Annotated in this window: 16 protein-coding genes and 2 rRNA genes; 8 read left to right on the top strand and 10 right to left on the bottom strand. The window is 56.3% G+C overall.

The genetic code is table 11. The annotated features are described in order from the left end of the window. From ABJT94_RS03840 to ABJT94_RS03830, 3 genes are all read left to right on the top strand, one after another. Positions 1–427, top strand: a 23S ribosomal RNA gene (locus ABJT94_RS03840); the annotation flags it as partial. Positions 428–609: 182 nt separating this feature from the next. Next, positions 610–725 (top strand): 5S ribosomal RNA (rrf, locus tag ABJT94_RS03835). A gap of 350 nt (positions 726–1,075) precedes the next feature. Beyond that, entirely contained in the window at positions 1,076–1,900 is an 825-nt protein-coding gene (locus ABJT94_RS03830) for a GNAT family N-acetyltransferase (protein ID WP_348473966.1), read from the top strand. Between the two features lie 7 nt (positions 1,901–1,907). On the opposite strand, the gene trmB is transcribed toward ABJT94_RS03830, so the two are convergent. The 6 genes from trmB to ftsY form a co-directional block, all read right to left on the bottom strand. Continuing rightward, complete coding sequence (gene trmB, locus ABJT94_RS03825; RefSeq protein WP_348473967.1) at positions 1,908–2,603, bottom strand: tRNA (guanosine(46)-N7)-methyltransferase TrmB; 696 nt, start codon at positions 2,601–2,603, stop codon at positions 1,908–1,910. A 28-nt stretch (positions 2,604–2,631) separates the two neighbouring features. After that, positions 2,632–3,009 (bottom strand): DUF423 domain-containing protein, encoded by a 378-nt coding sequence (locus ABJT94_RS03820; protein ID WP_348473968.1) that lies wholly within the window; start codon positions 3,007–3,009, stop codon positions 2,632–2,634. Between the two features lie 116 nt (positions 3,010–3,125). Beyond that, complete coding sequence (gene rpoH / locus ABJT94_RS03815; protein WP_348473969.1) at positions 3,126–3,998, bottom strand: RNA polymerase sigma factor RpoH; 873 nt, start codon at positions 3,996–3,998, stop codon at positions 3,126–3,128. Between the two features lie 231 nt (positions 3,999–4,229). Then, positions 4,230–5,225: a permease-like cell division protein FtsX gene (ftsX, locus tag ABJT94_RS03810; RefSeq protein WP_348473970.1), complete on the bottom strand. Its 996-nt coding sequence runs from the start codon at positions 5,223–5,225 to the stop codon at positions 4,230–4,232. Next, positions 5,222–5,899 (bottom strand): cell division ATP-binding protein FtsE, encoded by a 678-nt coding sequence (gene ftsE, locus ABJT94_RS03805; RefSeq protein ID WP_348473971.1) that lies wholly within the window; start codon positions 5,897–5,899, stop codon positions 5,222–5,224. Before ftsE ends, ftsX begins: the two co-directional genes overlap by 4 nt. After that, a complete protein-coding gene (gene ftsY, locus ABJT94_RS03800) occupies positions 5,896–6,957 on the bottom strand; it encodes a signal recognition particle-docking protein FtsY (protein ID WP_348473972.1) in 1,062 nt (353 codons plus the stop codon). Before ftsY ends, ftsE begins: the two co-directional genes overlap by 4 nt. 458 nt (positions 6,958–7,415) lie before the next feature. On the opposite strand from ftsY, the gene ABJT94_RS03795 reads away from it, so the two are divergent. From ABJT94_RS03795 to ABJT94_RS03775, 5 genes are all read left to right on the top strand, one after another. Beyond that, the gene (locus tag ABJT94_RS03795; RefSeq protein ID WP_348473973.1) at positions 7,416–8,306 is read left to right on the top strand and encodes a hypothetical protein; all 891 of its coding nucleotides are present in this window, start codon (positions 7,416–7,418) and stop codon (positions 8,304–8,306) included. 33 nt (positions 8,307–8,339) lie between these two features. Then, positions 8,340–8,942: a 16S rRNA (guanine(966)-N(2))-methyltransferase RsmD gene (gene rsmD / locus ABJT94_RS03790; protein WP_348473974.1), complete on the top strand. Its 603-nt coding sequence runs from the start codon at positions 8,340–8,342 to the stop codon at positions 8,940–8,942. Positions 8,943–9,009: 67 nt separating this feature from the next. Continuing rightward, positions 9,010–10,416, top strand: coding sequence for a coniferyl aldehyde dehydrogenase (locus ABJT94_RS03785; protein WP_348473975.1), 1,407 nt, complete (start codon positions 9,010–9,012; stop codon positions 10,414–10,416). Between the two features lie 133 nt (positions 10,417–10,549). Then, the gene (gene coaD, locus ABJT94_RS03780) at positions 10,550–11,038 is read left to right on the top strand and encodes a pantetheine-phosphate adenylyltransferase (RefSeq protein WP_348473976.1); all 489 of its coding nucleotides are present in this window, start codon (positions 10,550–10,552) and stop codon (positions 11,036–11,038) included. Positions 11,039–11,089: 51 nt separating this feature from the next. After that, on the top strand, positions 11,090–11,344 hold the full coding sequence (locus ABJT94_RS03775; RefSeq protein WP_348473977.1) for a YfhL family 4Fe-4S dicluster ferredoxin: 255 nt from the start codon (positions 11,090–11,092) through the stop codon (positions 11,342–11,344). 195 nt (positions 11,345–11,539) lie between these two features. Here ABJT94_RS03775 and ABJT94_RS03770 read toward each other — a convergent pair whose 3' ends face one another. The 4 genes from ABJT94_RS03770 to ABJT94_RS03755 all read right to left on the bottom strand — a co-directional run bounded on the left by ABJT94_RS03770 (position 11,540) and on the right by ABJT94_RS03755 (position 15,879). Then, on the bottom strand, positions 11,540–12,661 hold the full coding sequence (locus ABJT94_RS03770; RefSeq protein WP_348473978.1) for a succinylglutamate desuccinylase/aspartoacylase family protein: 1,122 nt from the start codon (positions 12,659–12,661) through the stop codon (positions 11,540–11,542). A 119-nt stretch (positions 12,662–12,780) separates the two neighbouring features. After that, a complete protein-coding gene (locus ABJT94_RS03765; protein ID WP_348473979.1) occupies positions 12,781–13,332 on the bottom strand; it encodes a DUF6436 domain-containing protein in 552 nt (183 codons plus the stop codon). Further along, a complete protein-coding gene (locus ABJT94_RS03760; protein WP_348473980.1) occupies positions 13,325–14,794 on the bottom strand; it encodes a methyl-accepting chemotaxis protein in 1,470 nt (489 codons plus the stop codon). Before ABJT94_RS03760 ends, ABJT94_RS03765 begins: the two co-directional genes overlap by 8 nt. Before the next feature lie 248 nt (positions 14,795–15,042). Next, positions 15,043–15,879 (bottom strand): MerR family transcriptional regulator, encoded by an 837-nt coding sequence (locus ABJT94_RS03755; RefSeq protein WP_348473981.1) that lies wholly within the window; start codon positions 15,877–15,879, stop codon positions 15,043–15,045. Positions 15,880–16,045: the final 166 nt, after the last annotated feature.

Here is a 16,045-nt window from a genome sequence, read left to right as displayed (position 1 = left end):
ATCGACGGCGGTGTTTGGCACCTCGATGTCGGCTCATCACATCCTGGGGCTGAAGCCGGTCCCAAGGGTATGGCTGTTCGCCATTTAAAGTGGTACGCGAGCTGGGTTTAGAACGTCGTGAGACAGTTCGGTCCCTATCTGCCGTGGACGTTGGAAAATTGAGAAGAGCTGCTCCTAGTACGAGAGGACCGGAGTGGACGAACCCCTGGTGTTCGGGTTGTGATGCCAATCGCATTGCCCGGTAGCTACGTTCGGACAGGATAACCGCTGAAAGCATCTAAGCGGGAAGCCCCCTTCAAGATGAGTTTTCCCTGAGACTTCGAGTCTCCTAAAGGGCCCAGGAAGACTACCTGGTTGATAGGCAGGGTGTGTAAGCGCTGCGAGGCGTTGAGCTAACCTGTACTAATTGCCCGTGCGGCTTGGCCATATAACGCCCAAGGGGTGTTGGTCGCCGATGGAAAGATGAAGCAAGACTACGATCCCGCTTGGTACTGACGAACGGACTTTGATAAGCAACAGACTTGATTAGAGCGCATTCGGTGCGCTGTTACGAGCACGCCCTGCCAAAGAGAGCAGAGGCGAGCCATACGACAGCGACCAACCAGTTTGCTTGACGACGATAGAGCTGTGGAACCACCTGATCCCTTGCCGAACTCAGAAGTGAAACGCAGCCTCGCCGATGGTAGTGTGGGGTCTCCCCATGTGAGAGTAGGTCATCGTCAAGCTTTTAATACCTACCCCAGGCCAGCAATGGTCTGGGGTTTTTTTATGCCTGTGGCTTTTGTTCGACAGACGATGACCGGGGTCATGGTGATCGATGCCCTCCCTGGCATCGACCCTGCGGGCGACTGGCGTCGTCCAGAACGGCTGTCCTGCCGTTTGTTCAAGCTTTTAATACCAACCCCAGGCCAGAGATGGTTCGGGCGGTTCGACGTTTCGATTTTTTTTATGCATGGGAAAAAGAAAAAGCCTGAAGAGTACCCTCTCCCGTAGGGCGGGCGGTAGCGGGAGCGGCGCAGTTATTTCGGGTGTGGTATAAAGTTCACTCATCCACCAAAAACAGCCGCGGCGCACTATGCATCATCCCATCAGCCTGGGTGTTCAAAGCGATTTTATTGTCTCGCATCTGGAGTCCGAATTAATTGATCACGCCGACTACGCGGTTTACCGGACGCCGGCGTCGCCGGATTTTTATTTCGGTAATTTCCTGGCGCTTAAAGTACCGTTGTCGAAAAAATCCAGCTACCACTGGGAGCAGGCCTTTGATCAGGCATTTGAAGGTGTGGCTGGTATCAGGCATCGAGCCTTTATCTGGCCTGTCGTGGAGGCCTCAGAAGAGACGGATATCCGCGGTTTTGTGAATACCAATTATGAGTTTACAGAGAACCATGTTCTGGCGATGCCAAGCGATGCGCTGATTAGCCCCCATCGTCTGAATACTGAGATTCGAATAACGCCTTTTGACGATGATGAATCCATCTGGTCACAATGGCGGGAGATCGCTGTCACCGAACGTGATGCCGGTCATGAGGAGGCGGGTTACAGAAGGTACCTGGCAGGTCGCGAAAAAACCTATCGAGACCTGGAGCGAGCGGGGTACGGAGATTTTTTTGGAGCCTTTATAGGTGATCGTCTGCTGGGCTATGCCGGTGTGTTTACCTTGAATGATCTGGCCCGTTATCAGCAGGTTCAGGTAATACCGGACTTTCAGAATAAGGGCATTGCTCGCACGCTGATCCATCATCTGGCTCAATGGGTTGCCACAAGAGCCAGCCGGCAAATCATCATTGCTGATGCCGATTACCATGCGAGTGCCTTGTATCAAAGCCTGGGGTTTAGGTTGTCGCAACGTGAGGGCTGCTTGTGTCAGTGGCCCGGTTATGTCTCTCCGGGCCACTGAGCGCCACTCAGATGGTTCTGAACTCCAAGTCCCAGACCCCATGACCCAGGCGAATGCCACGTCGCTCGTACTTGGTTTCGGGCCGTTGCTCGGGTCGGCCGGGTAGATAGCAGCCGCTTCCCTGAGTATTTTCCCAGCCCTCGGCCGCTTCCATCACACCGAGCATGTGTTCGGCGTAGTTTTGCCAGTCAGTAGCCATGTGGAAAGTGCCGCCCGGCTTCAATTTTTTCCGCAACAAGGCGGCAAATTCCGGTTGAACGATGCGTCGCTTGTGGTGGCGTTTCTTGTGCCAGGGGTCGGGGAAGAACAGTTGCACGGTATCGAGGCTGTGGTCAGCAATGCAGTGAGTCAGGAACTCGACCGCATCCTCCTTGCACACGCGCAGGTTACTAACCCCGTCTTCCTGAACATGATGCAACAGTCGTCCGACACCGGGCGTATGTACCTCTACCCCGATAAAGTCTTTTTCCGGAGCTTGTTGAGCCATGCTCAGTAAAGAGTCACCGTTGCCGAATCCAATTTCAAAAATAACGGGTGCTCGCCGACCAAATACCTGCGGCAAATCATAGGGGCCGTGACTGAGATCGAGTCCCAGCGCTGGCCAGCCATTTTCCAGAGCCAGTTTCTGACCTTCGGTCATGCGTCCGGTGCGCATGACAAAACTGCGAACCTTGCGTTGTATGGGGGTGAGTTCGTTGGTCATGAGGGTTCCAGGTTTGTTCTCGGATGCATCAGTGGCCACGGGCCAGGTGCCAGGCCAGGGTAAACCAGCCGGTAATTAATATAACCCCACCAATTGGTGTAATAGCTCCCAGTGCAGGAACATCCAATAGAACCAGGGCGTACAAGCTGCCAGAAAAAATCAGGGTGCCTGCGAGTATCAGCAGCGCGGAGGTTAGCACGCCTCGATGTGGGTAGTGCTGAAGATAAAGGCCTGACCAGAGCAGTGCCAGGGCATGAAGCATCTGGTAGTGAACGGCAGTATCCCAGGTATCCAGTCGCTGCGGGGTGACCAGGGTTTCCAGCGCATGACTGCCGAACGCACCCAAAGCAACACTGAGCCCGGCCAGCAAGGCTGCCACTGCGGTGAGTCTTCGACTGTGAGACATAGCGGTTGGTTCCCGGTTAGCAGTCAGGTTTGAAGGCTGTGTTGCGTTGCAAAGCCGGCATCAGTCAGACATAAAAAAGCCGCTTTGCAGCGGCTTTTTCAGGCCAGACCTGTCGATCAGAAATCGATGGTCATGGCTTTTTTGACTTTCTTCATCGCGTTCTTTTCCAACTGACGGATGCGCTCAGCGGAAACGCCATAGACATCGGCCAATTCATGCAAAGTGGCTTTGTTATCACTCAGCCAGCGCTTTTGAATGATGTCTTTGGAACGATCATCCAGGTCTTCCAGAGCCGCAAATAACTGGTCGTTGGCGTCTGTTTCGTAGTTATCCTGTTCGACCAGGGCCGCCGGGTCAGCGCCCTGAGCCTGCAGGTAATGAACCGGAAACATGGCAGGGCCTTCATCGTCGTCTTCATTGGGCGCATCGAAGGTGGCGTCATGAGCTGTAAGGCGACCTTCCATTTCGTAAACCGTTTTCAGGTTCACGCCCAGGTCATCGGCGATGTCCTGTGCTTCACGCTCGTTCAACCAGCCCAGACGCTTTTTAGAGCTGCGCAGGTTGAAGAACAACTTGCGTTGCGCCTTGGTGGTAGCCACTTTCACAATGCGCCAGTTGCGTAGAATGTACTCGTGAATTTCAGCCTTGATCCAGTGCACGGCAAAAGAGACCAGGCGCACACCCACTTCGGGGTTGAAACGACGAACGGCTTTCATCAGCCCGACGTTGCCTTCCTGAATCAGATCGCCCTGGTTGAGCCCATAGCCTGAATAGCTCTTGGCGATGTGAACAACAAAGCGCAGGTGAGACAACACCAGGCGACGAGCCGCATCGATGTCTTCCTGATAGTACAAGCGCTCAGCCAGCTCTTTCTCTTCATCGGCCGTGAGCAGGTCAAAGGTATTGACCGACTGTATATACGACTCGAGGCTTTGACCCGGGGCCAAAGAATCCAAAGCAAGCGCAGGAACACTGTTGTTCAGTTTCACGTTTTCTCCCTCCCCCGGACTCACTGGCATTCAAACCAGTGTAAGCGGTGGAAATCAAATTAATTCACCAACTATATTAACAGAAGTCGGCTCTTGAACCCTAGTATCAGCGGTAAATGTTGTGCAAACCATCAATCAACATTAATGTTTTTGATAGCCAAATTCTATAGCCAATAGTCACCAGCCACCGGTAGTGCTCTATTTAATGTACGTTGGCGGCCTCACACCGGTTCAACGGGGCTCGGCGTCCTTGAGGTGGCGCTGTAAAGCTATGTGGGCACCAGCGAGGCTAACGCCGATTGAGGCCAGAATCAGGACCAGCGTATCCGTAAAACCCAGCCAGGAGACATTGGCCTCCAGGCCATAGGTGTTCAGGAAGGCGGTAAGCGGGCTGCGCAGCCACCAGGCCACGGCGGTGACCAGTATCCAGGCGGCAACGCCCCCCAGCAGGCCATACCAGATACCCAGATAGACAAAGGGGCGACGCACAAAGGCTTCGGTAGCCCCCAGCAATTTGATGACGCGAATCTCATCCTTGCGAGATTCTATCGCCAGCCGAATGGTGTTACCGACCACCAGCAATACGGCGACACCCAGCAGCACCGCCAAACCGGTGACGATGCTGTAGATCAGCTCCAGAAACCGGTTCAGCCGGTCGATCCAGGCCAGGTCGAGTTGCACATCCTCGACTTCCGGCAAGCCGCGAATGATCAATTGCAGGGCTTCGAGCTGACTGCTGTTTTGTTGTGACGGAACCACGACAATGCTGGCGGGCAGGGGGTTGTCGGTGAACCCCAGTGCCTGCCGGTTGATTGACAGGGTTTCCTGAAACGACGTCCAGGCTTCGTCGGCGCTGATGTAGTAAGCGCGGGCGACTTCCGGGCGGGCGTCCAGTTCCCGGGTGAGGCGGTCACCGTCTGAATCAGGCAGGCCCTGCTCCAGGTAGAGGGTGATCTGGCCGCCTTCCTGCCATTGCTCGGTTTGTGCCTGTAAAGAGGACAGCGCGAGGTAGAACAGGGTGGGTAGGGTAAGCGAAATGGCAATGACCAGCCAGGTCAGGGCACTCGACACCGGGCTGCGTAACAGGCGCATCAGGGATTGACTGGCGCAGTCGCGGTGGTGGCGCAGCCAGGCTGAGCGGTTGCCCGGAGCGCTGTCACGCCGACGGTTGGCGGAATTCTGTACAGGCTTTTTGGCAGTAGGCCGGTTTGGCGTTCGGGTGCTCACGTGCGCCTCCCCTCAAACGGCGTGCTCATCAGCTTCCCGTCCTGAAGCGATGCAACCCGGTAATTGAGCCGGGCGATCAGCCCCAGGTCGTGGCTGGCAATCAGCACCGTGGTGCCGACGCGGTTGAATTCGGAGAACAATTCCATAATGTCCCGTGATAAACCCGGGTCGAGGTTACCGGTTGGCTCGTCGGCCAATAGTATCGCTGGTTTTTTAACCACGGCGCGGGCAATGCCAACCCGCTGTTGTTCACCGCCGGACAACTGTATAGGGCGATACTTCTCCCGTTCCAGCAGCCCTACCTTATCGAGCGCCGCACGCACCCGGCGTGTTACGTCTTTGGGGTGCTCACCGGCTATAATCAGTGGCAGAGCAACGTTGTCGTATACAGTCTGATCCATCAGCAATTGATGGTCCTGGTGCACGATGCCCAGGTTGCGCCGGAAATGCGGAATCTGTGAGCGGCGCAACCGATTCAGAATCTGGCCGTTAACCCGTAACTGACCAGAGGAGGCTTTTTCAATGCGGGTGATCAGTTTAAGCAGGGTGCTTTTGCCGGCACCGCTGTGGCCAGTCAGAAACACCATTTCGCCTTTTTCTATGTGCAAGCTGATGCTCGACAGGGCTTCGTGCCCGCCTTCGTAGCGTTTGCTGACCTGATCGAAGTGAATCATTCGGCACGAGTATCCAGCAGGGCATCGACAAAATCGCGGGCATTGAAGGGACGCAAGTCGTCGACTTGTTCCCCGACCCCGATAAAGCGAACCGGAATGCCGAGTTTTTTCGCCAGCGCAAAAATAACGCCGCCTTTAGCGGTACCATCCAATTTGGTCAGGGCCAGGCCGGTCAGGTTGACGGCATCGGTGAAGTTCTGGGCCTGGCTGATGGCGTTCTGGCCGGTACCGGCGTCGAGTACCAGCAGCACTTCGTGCGGAGCCGCCTCATCCAACTTTTTCATCACCCGGACGACCTTCGCCAGTTCGTTCATCAGGTTGTCTTTGTTGTGCAGTCGACCGGCAGTGTCGGCAATCACCACATCAACACCGCGCGATTGCGCGGCCTGAACGGCATCAAAAATAACGGAGGCGCTGTCGGCCCCGGTGTGCTGGGCAATAACCGGCACCTTGTTGCGCTCGCCCCATACCTGCAATTGTTCGACGGCCGCAGCCCGAAAGGTGTCGCCGGCGGCGAGCAGGACGGAATGGCCGTCGCTCTGGAATTTTTTGGTCAATTTGCCAATGGTGGTGGTTTTACCCACACCGTTTACGCCAACGACGAGGATCACATAGGGTTTTTGTGAACCGTCGACGACCAGTGGCGATTCGACCGGTTGCAGCTGGTGCACCAGAGTGTCGCGCAGGGCATAGAGCAGGGCATCGCCGTCTTTGAGCTCCTTGCGACCCACCCGTTCGGTCAATTCTTCAACGATGGCGGCTGTGGCCTCTATGCCGACGTCGGCCGTCAGTAACTGGGTTTCCAGCTCTTCGAGCAGGTCGTCATCGATGCTTTTTTTGCCCAGAAACATCGAAGCCAGGCCATCGGTAAAGGTCGATCGGGTGCGGCCCAGCCCCTGTTTGATGCGGGAAAAAAGGGATTCTGCCGGCGCTTCCGGCTTGGTCTGTTCGGTTTCGGGTTTCGATTTCTTTTTGCCAAAGCCCAGCATGGTAGCGTTGTAGCCTGTGTAATCGGTGAATGGGTAACTGCGGATCGATGCCGTATAAAGAGCAACCAACCTCGGGACTGGGCCCGCTGTGTTGCCGGGCAGTTCAGAAAAACTGCGATAAAAGCCGCGCTATGCTAGCAAAATGCACCCGCCAGCCAAAGCCTTATTACGCAAGTTACATAGTTCGGGTTCGCTTGGTGGCAATGGTCCGCAACGGCTGCCTGGGACGCCTCCGTGGGGTCGGGCGGGATGCCGCCCACTCAATCCATCCTTGGAGCCTAGGCCGCAGCATCCCTGCTGCGGACTCCCCCATGGAGGCGCCCCAGGCAGCCATCGCTAATCATTTCAACGAAAACTGAACTATGAAATATGAACAGTATCTTTCAATAATGTTAATTCAGGCGCTAGAGGGAATGCGCGGGAGATATACCGGCGGCAGGGCAAGAAACGCCATGGATGGTGTAAACTGATCGTTGTCAGTACATTGATTTTCCCTATTGGATTTGCACAGGAACCCCATCCGTCTCATGTTCCATTTCAGTCGCCGCACACTCTGGCTCATCATTTTCGTGACCATTCCTCTGATCGTGGTGTTCAACCTGGTGGGCCAGGAAGAGGGTGTTGTCTCCGAGGTCGTCGAGCCCCAGGCCTGGTTTTTGGATGACCTGGCTGTGGCAACCGATGAGCAGGCCCCTGGTCGCACATTGTGGACGGTCGACCTGGACCAGGCCCGTCAGTTGCGGCTGACCATCACCCAGGATCTGATTCCGACCGAGCAACTGGACATTGCCATCGATGCGGCGGTCAGTACCTCTCGCCGGGGTGGGCAGTTTCAGGTAACGGTGGTTAACCCGGCCGATACGGCCGCCCTTGAGACCAGTGTTGATTTTTTGCAAAGCTGGTTGCCCGATGGAGACAACCGCTCGGTGGTCATCAGTGGTGATCTCGATGACGATCGCATGGCCATCGCCATGCGCCTGTTGGAGCCCCTGTCGGGCGAGGGGATGGTCAATCAGGTTGCGCCCCAGCCCTCGCTGGGCCGGTTGAGGTCACCGCCCATGGGTACCAATGAACAGCTGGCATTTTTGCTCTGGGTGGGCGTTTTACAGCAGCGGCTGAGTGGGTATGATCCCCAGGTGCGCTGGGACCATCGGGCAGAAACCAGCCAGGTGCTGATCAACCAGACGCTCAGCAACGATCTGTTCCAGGCAGTGACGGACGAGGAGCTTGAGCCCGTCAGAGCGGCCTATACGGCCTCGGCCGAGCAACGCAGCCGAAGCGGCGAACAGATTCATCGCTATCTGGTGACCTCTGCGGTGTACGATTTACCTTCCGATTTTCTGGTATCGCAGCAACAACGCTTGTCAGCTATTACGCTGGAAGATGTGAATGCGGCCCGGGCGAACAGCCAGCCATAACCTGTCATGCCCATCGTCGATTAAGAGGACACTATGCCCAAACCCGCTCGAAAAGGCCCTGCCCGGGGCGCAGGGTCGCTGCGCATCATTGGTGGTGAATACCGGGGGCGCCGGCTTGGTATTGCCAATTTGGAAGGGCTCAGGCCCACCGGCGACCGCCAGCGCGAAACCCTGTTTAACTGGCTGCAGGTACAGACCCCGGGCGCCAGGGTGCTGGATGCCTTTGCCGGCACCGGTGCGCTGGGGCTTGAAGCGGCCTCGCGCGGGGCCGCGCATGTCTGGCTGCTGGAGAAGCAACCACTAGCCGTGGCCAGCCTGAAGCAAGCCGTTTCGACACTCGGTTGTGCTGCAACCGTGGTGCAATGCGATGCGCTGGACTGGCTGGCACGGGCAGAGACCGAGCCGTTTGATCTGGTCTTTCTGGATCCGCCTTTCGCGGCCGGGTTGTGGACCGATGCCCTCTCGGCGCTGATTGCCCGGAAGCGCCTTGCCGATCGTGCCCTGATTTACCTGGAAAGCCCCAGGCAGCAGACACTGGCCGTGCCTGGCGGGTTGCAATTGATGAAGGAAAAGCACAGTGGCGACGTCAGCATGCGACTCTATCAATGGACCGGGACGGCAATGGACGGGAACTGACCGGCTGACATTGACCCGTCTTCACTGACTGGCCTAGAGTAATTTTTTAACCTTCTCAGAGGTGCGAATGACTCCGGACATGCTTAAAGCCCGATTTGACCGTCAACAGGCCGCCTATCGGTTGCATCCTTACCCCAGCCTGGCTGAGCGGCGTTTTCGCTTGCAGCAACTGAAACAACTGATTCTGGATAACCAGACTGCACTGGCTGAGGCCCTGAATCAGGATTTTGGCTGCCGCTCCAAAGGGGAGACGCTGAACGCTGAAGTACTGCCGTCCATTCTCGGGATTAACCACACGCTGCGACATCTGAAAGGCTGGATGAAAGCGCGGAAACATCTGGTGCCATTGCTGTTTCAGCCCGCCCACAGCAAGGTATTGCCGCAACCGCTTGGTGTAGCCGGGATTATCGTACCCTGGAACTATGCGCTCTATCTGGCGGTGGGGCCAATGACAGCGGCACTGGCAGCAGGCAATCATTGCATGGTGAAGGTGTCCGAATTCACGCCAGCCTTCGGCGCGCTGTTTGAGAAGCTGATCGACGAAACTTTTGACGATGGCGTGATCACGGTCATCAATGGCGATGTCGATGTAGCCCGCGCATTCTCGGCCCTGGCGTTCGACCATCTGCTGTTTACTGGCTCCACCGAGGTGGGCAAGGCGGTGATGGCGGCCGCGGCGCAGAACCTGACGCCTGTTACACTCGAACTCGGCGGGAAAAGCCCGGCCGTTATCGATTCCAGCATTCCGATTGCTGAAGCGGCCGAACGGCTGGCGTTTGGCAAGTGCCTGAACGCAGGCCAGACCTGCATCGCCCCGGACTATATTTTATGCCCGCCGGATCGTATTGACGCCTTTATCGACGCCTTCCACCAGTCGGTGAGCCGCATGTACGGCAAAGTCATCGATAACCCGGAATATTCCTCGATCGTCAACGAGCGTCAGCGCCAGCGGTTGGATTCATGGTTGCAGCAAGCCGAGGCCGATGGTGCCCACCTTCACTGGGGCGATCAGCCACCCGGTCTGGATGTCAGCAGCGGCAAAATGCCCCCGGTATTGCTAACCAGCGTCTCACTGGACAGCACGGTCATGCAGCAAGAGTTGTTCGGCCCCATTTTGCCCATCATCCCGTGCGAAAACGACTTGGAAGCACAGCGATTCATTAACAGCCGACCCCGGCCACTGGCCCTCTACCTCTTTGGGTACGACCGGAACTGGCAGGCCAAGTTCGAACACAGTACCCACAGCGGCGCGCTGGTGGTCAATGAGGCGTTATTTCACGCCACCCTGGATAACATTCCCTTTGGCGGTGTAGGGGCGAGCGGAATGGGGCACTATCACGGCAAAGCCGGATTCGACACGTTTTCCAAACTGAAACCGGTGGTGGGCAAGCAAAAGCTGAACAGCCTCAAACTGGTGTATCCACCCTATGATGGATGGGTGCAACGGCAATTGAGACGATTTTTTCTCAGATAACTGGAATACCCAGTTGCCAAAACGCGAGTAACGGTTGCCGGCGGTGCCTGTGCCATGGAACCAGGTCCATTGATTTGTGCCGTCCGGGCGGCTGGGGTAACATTCGCGCGCGTTGAATAACCGGGAGCGCAACATGGTACGCACCGTAGTATACCCAGGCACCTTCGACCCCATTACCTATGGGCATATGGATCTGGTCGAACGGGGTCTGCGGCAATTCGATAAGGTTATCGTCGCCGTCGCGGCCAGCCCGAAGAAAAAGCCGCTGTTCAGCCTGGAGCAACGTGTTGCTCTGGCTCGCAAAGTCACCAAAGACATGGGCAATGTGGAAGTTGAAGGGTTTCGCAACCTGTTGGTCGACTTTGCCCACGAGAAAGGTGCTCAAACCATTTTACGGGGCTTGAGAGTGGTCAGTGACTTCGAATATGAATTTCAGCTGGCTAACATGAACCGGGTGCTGGCACCGGATGTCGAGAGCTTGTTTCTGACGCCATCCGAGCAGTATTCCTTCATTTCGTCTACCTTTGTTCGTGAGATCTCCCTGCTGCACGGGGATGTCACCAAAATGGTGCACCCGATTGTACAAGAAGCTTTGGCTGAGATTTATCAGCAGAACGATTGATTCCGCTTAGCTACACCATTGCCGCGAGGCAGACTGTGAGAGGATGTTGTCATGGCCCTGTTCATCACCGATGAATGCATCAACTGCGATGTGTGTGAGCCGGAGTGTCCCAACGATGCGATTTCCGAGGGCGAGGAAATCTACGTAATCGACCCGCAGTTGTGCACCGAATGCGTGGGACATTACGATGAACCCCAGTGCCAGCAAGTTTGCCCGGTCGATTGCATTCCCCACGACCCGTCGCACGTTGAAAGCAAAACCCAACTGCAGGACAAGTACGAACGGATTATGGCCGCTCAGGCATGATCTGAGCCCTTTGGGCTCATCAACTTCGGGTCGTCAACAGCGCCTTGAGTCCGCGACGGGTGGCCGGGCTGCTCCTGCGGGGGCGCCGTGAAAACCTCCCTGTTGGCTTAACTTCGGCATCCATGCCTCAGATACCCCCGCAGAAGCAGCCCGGCCACCCATCGCTAATCTATTGCTAAATTTGAATCCTGCGTATTAATAACTCAGCTGGGTTCCCGGCTGAATCTGCTGATCCTTACTGGCAATCATGCCGATGCTGGCTCCGGGCGAAGTCAGAAAGGTGTTGGTCTGGCTGAACAGGCGACCACTGGCGGGCGCGGGTACCGGTACCCGTTCCGGGCGATGGCTATCGAGCAGAACGATCTCGGCCAGAAGGTCGCCGGCGTCTACCCAGTCTCCGAGCGCCCGGTGATACACCACCAGACCATTGGCAGGTGACGTGATGACTTTTACCTGATCAACGTTGATGCTCAGAGTGTCGCCCTGTTGTGGCTGGGCTGTGGCGCCGCTGTTTGAAACAAACCCCTGTTGCTCAAGAAACGCCAGTAGCCCCTCGGCATCCTGCCGGGCCAGAGCGTCGCTGACGTCTTTCTGGCCGCGCAGTTCCACCGTGGCGGCAAAGCAGGGTTCGGCAAAGGGTTTGCCGGTGTTTTCGGCCAGGGTGATCCAGGGTTGGGTGTGGCTGCCGTCAAAGGCCACCGTGCCCCGAACGTCTTCCTCGAGCCGGATGGCGAAACCGAGGCAATCGGACAATTGAGCGCCAGTCGGGCGTTGGTGATCGCCGTAAAACACATGCGGAAGAGCGTGGTCGTCACAATGCAGGTCGAGCATCAGGTGGGCGTCTATTGACTGGCTCAGCAGGGCTTTATGCAGGGCTTCGATTTCGTAGTGGGCCGGTTTTTCCTCAACCAACTGGCGCAGGGCGTCGCGTACTTGCACGTCATTCTGGTCGGCCTCTGCATTTAGCAAGTGGCCCACTCTGTGCGTCAGCGCTCCGGTTGACAGCGACATGCCCCGGTTGAAGTTTTGCCCGGTGGTGGCGTCAAACCGGCCTGGAAATTTGCCGAACAACCGCTGGTTCATACCGACCGGATTGGCGAAAGGCACAATCACAATGCGCTGGCGGATCTGGCCTGCCTGCTCAAGAGTGTCCAGTTTTTCCATCAAATGCTGAAGCGTCAGCAAGCCAGGCCATTCATCGGCGTGCAAACCCGCCTGCAAGTAGGCTTTGCGGGGGCCATCGCCGTATTCATGAACGGTCAGGTGACGTTGCATGCCGGGTGCCGGTGAAGGCAGCGGCAGGTGTGTTGTTTTCATGGTTTGGTCCAGCGGGTGTTTGCAGTAGGTGCGAGTTTACTGACGCCCGCACAGCAATAACAGAGGCTTGTTGTCGGGGGGTTTCAGCGGGCACCAAAGTTGGTGACCCTACCAGAGTGCTAAGTTGTACTGGCGGACCGATTTGCGCAATAGCAGCCACGGGCCAGCAGTGGAATCTGGAGGGCAGTGTCCACAGGGCGTTGCAGTACGGTTTCCAGAAAGCTGGTGTTGGATGTGCACGTGACGCCGCTGTTCACAGGTCCGGCGTAAACCAAAGCACCGCCGGGTTGTTGAACCAACACAAACGGTGTGGCAGGAATGAGGGATCGCATGGCCACTGGCAGATCGCTCAACCGGGTCGTATCGAACGTGGTAGATGTACCGTACTCGGTCTGCAGCGCAGCAAGATGGTCTGTAGAATACCGATTGCACTGGCACTGAGGGTCTTTAACAATAATGACCCTGGCTCTGCGGTACTCAGGGTTTGCTGGCATCTCCTGAGACAAGGCCGCCCCATAATCCCCTAACCGGGGAAACTGTTCCAGAATGCGCTGGTCAGCATCGAAGGATACGATCAGCCTGGCCTGGAACCACCAGAAGCCAGTGGCGATGGCCGCAAACCAGCACAATGCCAGAGCGGTGAGTGCGGCCTGTTTGAACCGATTAGACATCAAATCGATTCAGCTCCAGATGCAAGGCGCTGAATGTAGCACTAAGGCTGCTCAGATCAGCCTTCGATTCGCCCATGGCACTGTGGACTCTGCGGGCCAGTTCAGCCAGCGTATTGATATCTTCTTCCAGCTGCCGGGTAGCCACGGACTGATCGTCGGTAACTTGCCGAATGCGCTCATTCTCACTGACAATAATGCCAATTTGTTCATGCAACTGAGCGGCGCGTTGCTGCACACCCTGAGTTTGCAGAGCGTTTTCGCGAACGTGTTGAACGGCCTTGTCCATAGCCTCAACGGACGCAGTTGAGCGCTGCGTCAACCGTTGCAGTACATCATTGATTTCAACGGTCGACGTTTGAGTTCGGGTTGCCAGTGAGCGCACCTCATCAGCGACAACGGCAAAACCACGGCCCTGTTCGCCGGCACGAGCCGCTTCAATGGCGGCATTCAAGGCCAGCAAATTGGTCTGTTCAGCAATGGTGTTGATAACTGCCAGAGTCTTGCCCACTTCGGCACAATCGTCAGCCAACTGACCGATGACAGATCGTGTGTCGTGCAGTTCGTAGGTGAGCAACTGAGACGAAGACAAGGTGTCAGCGACCTGCGCCTGAACGGCGTCATTGACCTCTTTGCTGTTTGCGGTTGACCGGGCCACGGTATCGGTGGCGTCGGCGACATCGCGCGCATTTTGCGACCATTGTTGCAATTGACTCAATGTCTCCTGAAACCGGTGTTCCTGATCCTCCGTGTCGCTGACCAGTTGCCCGACCCGGTGCTCCATGGTACGGGTTGCTGTTATCAGGACCTGGCTGTCACTGAGTGTTTTAGCCGTCACCGAGCGCATGCTCTCCAACATGCTGTTAAAGCTTTTCAATACTGGACTGTGCGCGTCTTCAGCCCGACGTGTCAGATCAATACGCCCGGCATCGGCGGTCATCCAGTGGCTGACGGTCGCCAGTTCTCTTGCGGTATCCAGCATGCGTCGAACAGGCCGGGTGAGAATGACAAGTATAAGGGTCTCAACGATGGCATAGGTGGCGTGTAACAACACGAATCCCAGTGGGTTGAAACCATTGGACTGCAGGTATGCCAGGTCATACACAAAAACCGGGCTGCCGTTGTATTGCAGGTAGGCAAAGCTGACGTGATGCACGGCAATGACGACCAGTGCCGCCACCAGCGCCCAAATGTCGAGGAACGCAAATACGACAGCCAGCAACACGAAAAAGCCGAAGTGCATTTCAATCAGTCCATGCATTTGGTGAACGTGCAGTGCCGTCATGGCCATGAACGCGGCGCCATAAACCATGCGGACCAGCCTTGTTCCGGGACTCAGGCGGTTCAGGATCAGCGGGCCGGCCGCTATTAGGGTGCCAAGCACCAGCACTTCGAACCATGTTTGATGAACGGTCGCAAGTCCCAATGCCAGCAGCCAGAGGGCGATCAACACGAGCGACAGCATGTTTGTTATTTTCTGCTCGAATGTAAATATTAGATTGTCTGACTGCATAGGTTGGTACTCACTCTGTGACTTGCGAAGTCATTGCGCCGTGTTACGGCCTTGTCTTAATGACGTGCCTGTTAGGTTATCGGTCAATCCAGGCTGAAACATTAGGTTATTGTAATGTGCCGGCGCTGATCGTCTCGCGGTAGCTTCGGTCTTGTGTATTATCGAATTTTTGCCGTTTTACACACTGATTTGGGTCATGCTTATGAAGCCGTCAAGATGCGAACGTCCAGTTCTTCGGCAAGAACGACAGCATGAAGCGCTGACAATACGGATCGCTGGGAAGTTTGTATGTGACGGAAAATATCCTGATGCAATTCGGCATCCTTGTCGTCGCTGATACTGCACTCCAGGCTGTATTGGGCGAACTGGGTCAGCTCGTGCAGGATGCCGGCCAGGTGATTGGGGCATTCACAGTTCAGCGAGGGTTGAATGTTCATCAGCCGAGACAGCTCTTCCAGGCTGAAACCGTCCGACCCTGGGGTTAGCTTGCCGAGCCGGTCCAGAAACCAGCGCGTCGTCGGAGTCCCCTTGTGACATTCGTAGCCGAGTCGTTCAAGGTGAGTCAGTTGTCGGCGGTTTGCGTAGTCATACCAGAGTATCGATAGCGCCTCCTGACTGTCAGGCAATTCATCCAGCAAGTCATCCGTTAGAGTCGGGCATTCGATCACCCAGAGGTCCGCACCGGGAGGGCTTTTCTCCAGGGTTGCCGAGGGCACAAAATCGGCTTGCGGCACCTGGGCGGCAAAGGCGCTGTAGTGGCGGCCGTACCAGCCGATGACCAGGCGGCGCTGGTCGCGTTCGGTATGCTGGCGCAGGCTGGCCATCGGCCATTCGGCCAGTGTGGCCAGACTGAAGCCTTGCTGACGTAGTCGATCGATGCGCTGAATGCGTTCAATGTCCTGGTCGCTGTAGCGGCGCTGGCCACCACCGCTGTTGAAGCTGGGACCAATGTCGTAGCGTCGGTGCCACTGGCGCAGGGCATGAGCACTCAAGCCGGTCAGGGTAGCGGCCTCTCCGATCCGTTTTCCGGTATTCATGGGGTCTCTCAGTCACTCACTGGTTCAGTAAAGGGCGTCGGGCGCTGTACAGGTATTGTCTAATCTTTGCGGTACCTGAGCCCGATATCTCATCTAAAACTGATACATCCTACGAATGAATGGACGAACCGTATCTTTTCCTGCGGGTTGAATGCTGAATAAAGCG

It is taken from the genome of Saccharospirillum sp., assembly GCF_039982735.1.
Taxonomy (GTDB): Bacteria; Pseudomonadota; Gammaproteobacteria; order Pseudomonadales; family Natronospirillaceae; genus Saccharospirillum.
This window is presented reverse-complemented; position numbering and strand designations above follow the sequence as displayed.

Coding starts and splice junctions, on each gene's coding strand:
- ABJT94_RS03830 (WP_348473966.1), top strand. CDS start 1,076: ATGCATCATCCCATCAGCCTGGGTGTTCAAAGCGATTTTATTGTCTCG.
- trmB (WP_348473967.1), bottom strand. CDS start 2,603: ATGACCAACGAACTCACCCCCATACAACGCAAGGTTCGCAGTTTTGTC.
- ABJT94_RS03820 (WP_348473968.1), bottom strand. CDS start 3,009: ATGTCTCACAGTCGAAGACTCACCGCAGTGGCAGCCTTGCTGGCCGGG.
- ftsE (WP_348473971.1), bottom strand. CDS start 5,899: ATGATTCACTTCGATCAGGTCAGCAAACGCTACGAAGGCGGGCACGAA.
- ABJT94_RS03795 (WP_348473973.1), top strand. CDS start 7,416: ATGTTCCATTTCAGTCGCCGCACACTCTGGCTCATCATTTTCGTGACC.
- rsmD (WP_348473974.1), top strand. CDS start 8,340: ATGCCCAAACCCGCTCGAAAAGGCCCTGCCCGGGGCGCAGGGTCGCTG.
- ABJT94_RS03785 (WP_348473975.1), top strand. CDS start 9,010: ATGACTCCGGACATGCTTAAAGCCCGATTTGACCGTCAACAGGCCGCC.
- coaD (WP_348473976.1), top strand. CDS start 10,550: ATGGTACGCACCGTAGTATACCCAGGCACCTTCGACCCCATTACCTAT.
- ABJT94_RS03775 (WP_348473977.1), top strand. CDS start 11,090: ATGGCCCTGTTCATCACCGATGAATGCATCAACTGCGATGTGTGTGAG.
- ABJT94_RS03770 (WP_348473978.1), bottom strand. CDS start 12,661: ATGAAAACAACACACCTGCCGCTGCCTTCACCGGCACCCGGCATGCAA.
- ABJT94_RS03765 (WP_348473979.1), bottom strand. CDS start 13,332: ATGTCTAATCGGTTCAAACAGGCCGCACTCACCGCTCTGGCATTGTGC.
- ABJT94_RS03760 (WP_348473980.1), bottom strand. CDS start 14,794: ATGCTGTCGCTCGTGTTGATCGCCCTCTGGCTGCTGGCATTGGGACTT.
- ABJT94_RS03755 (WP_348473981.1), bottom strand. CDS start 15,879: ATGAATACCGGAAAACGGATCGGAGAGGCCGCTACCCTGACCGGCTTG.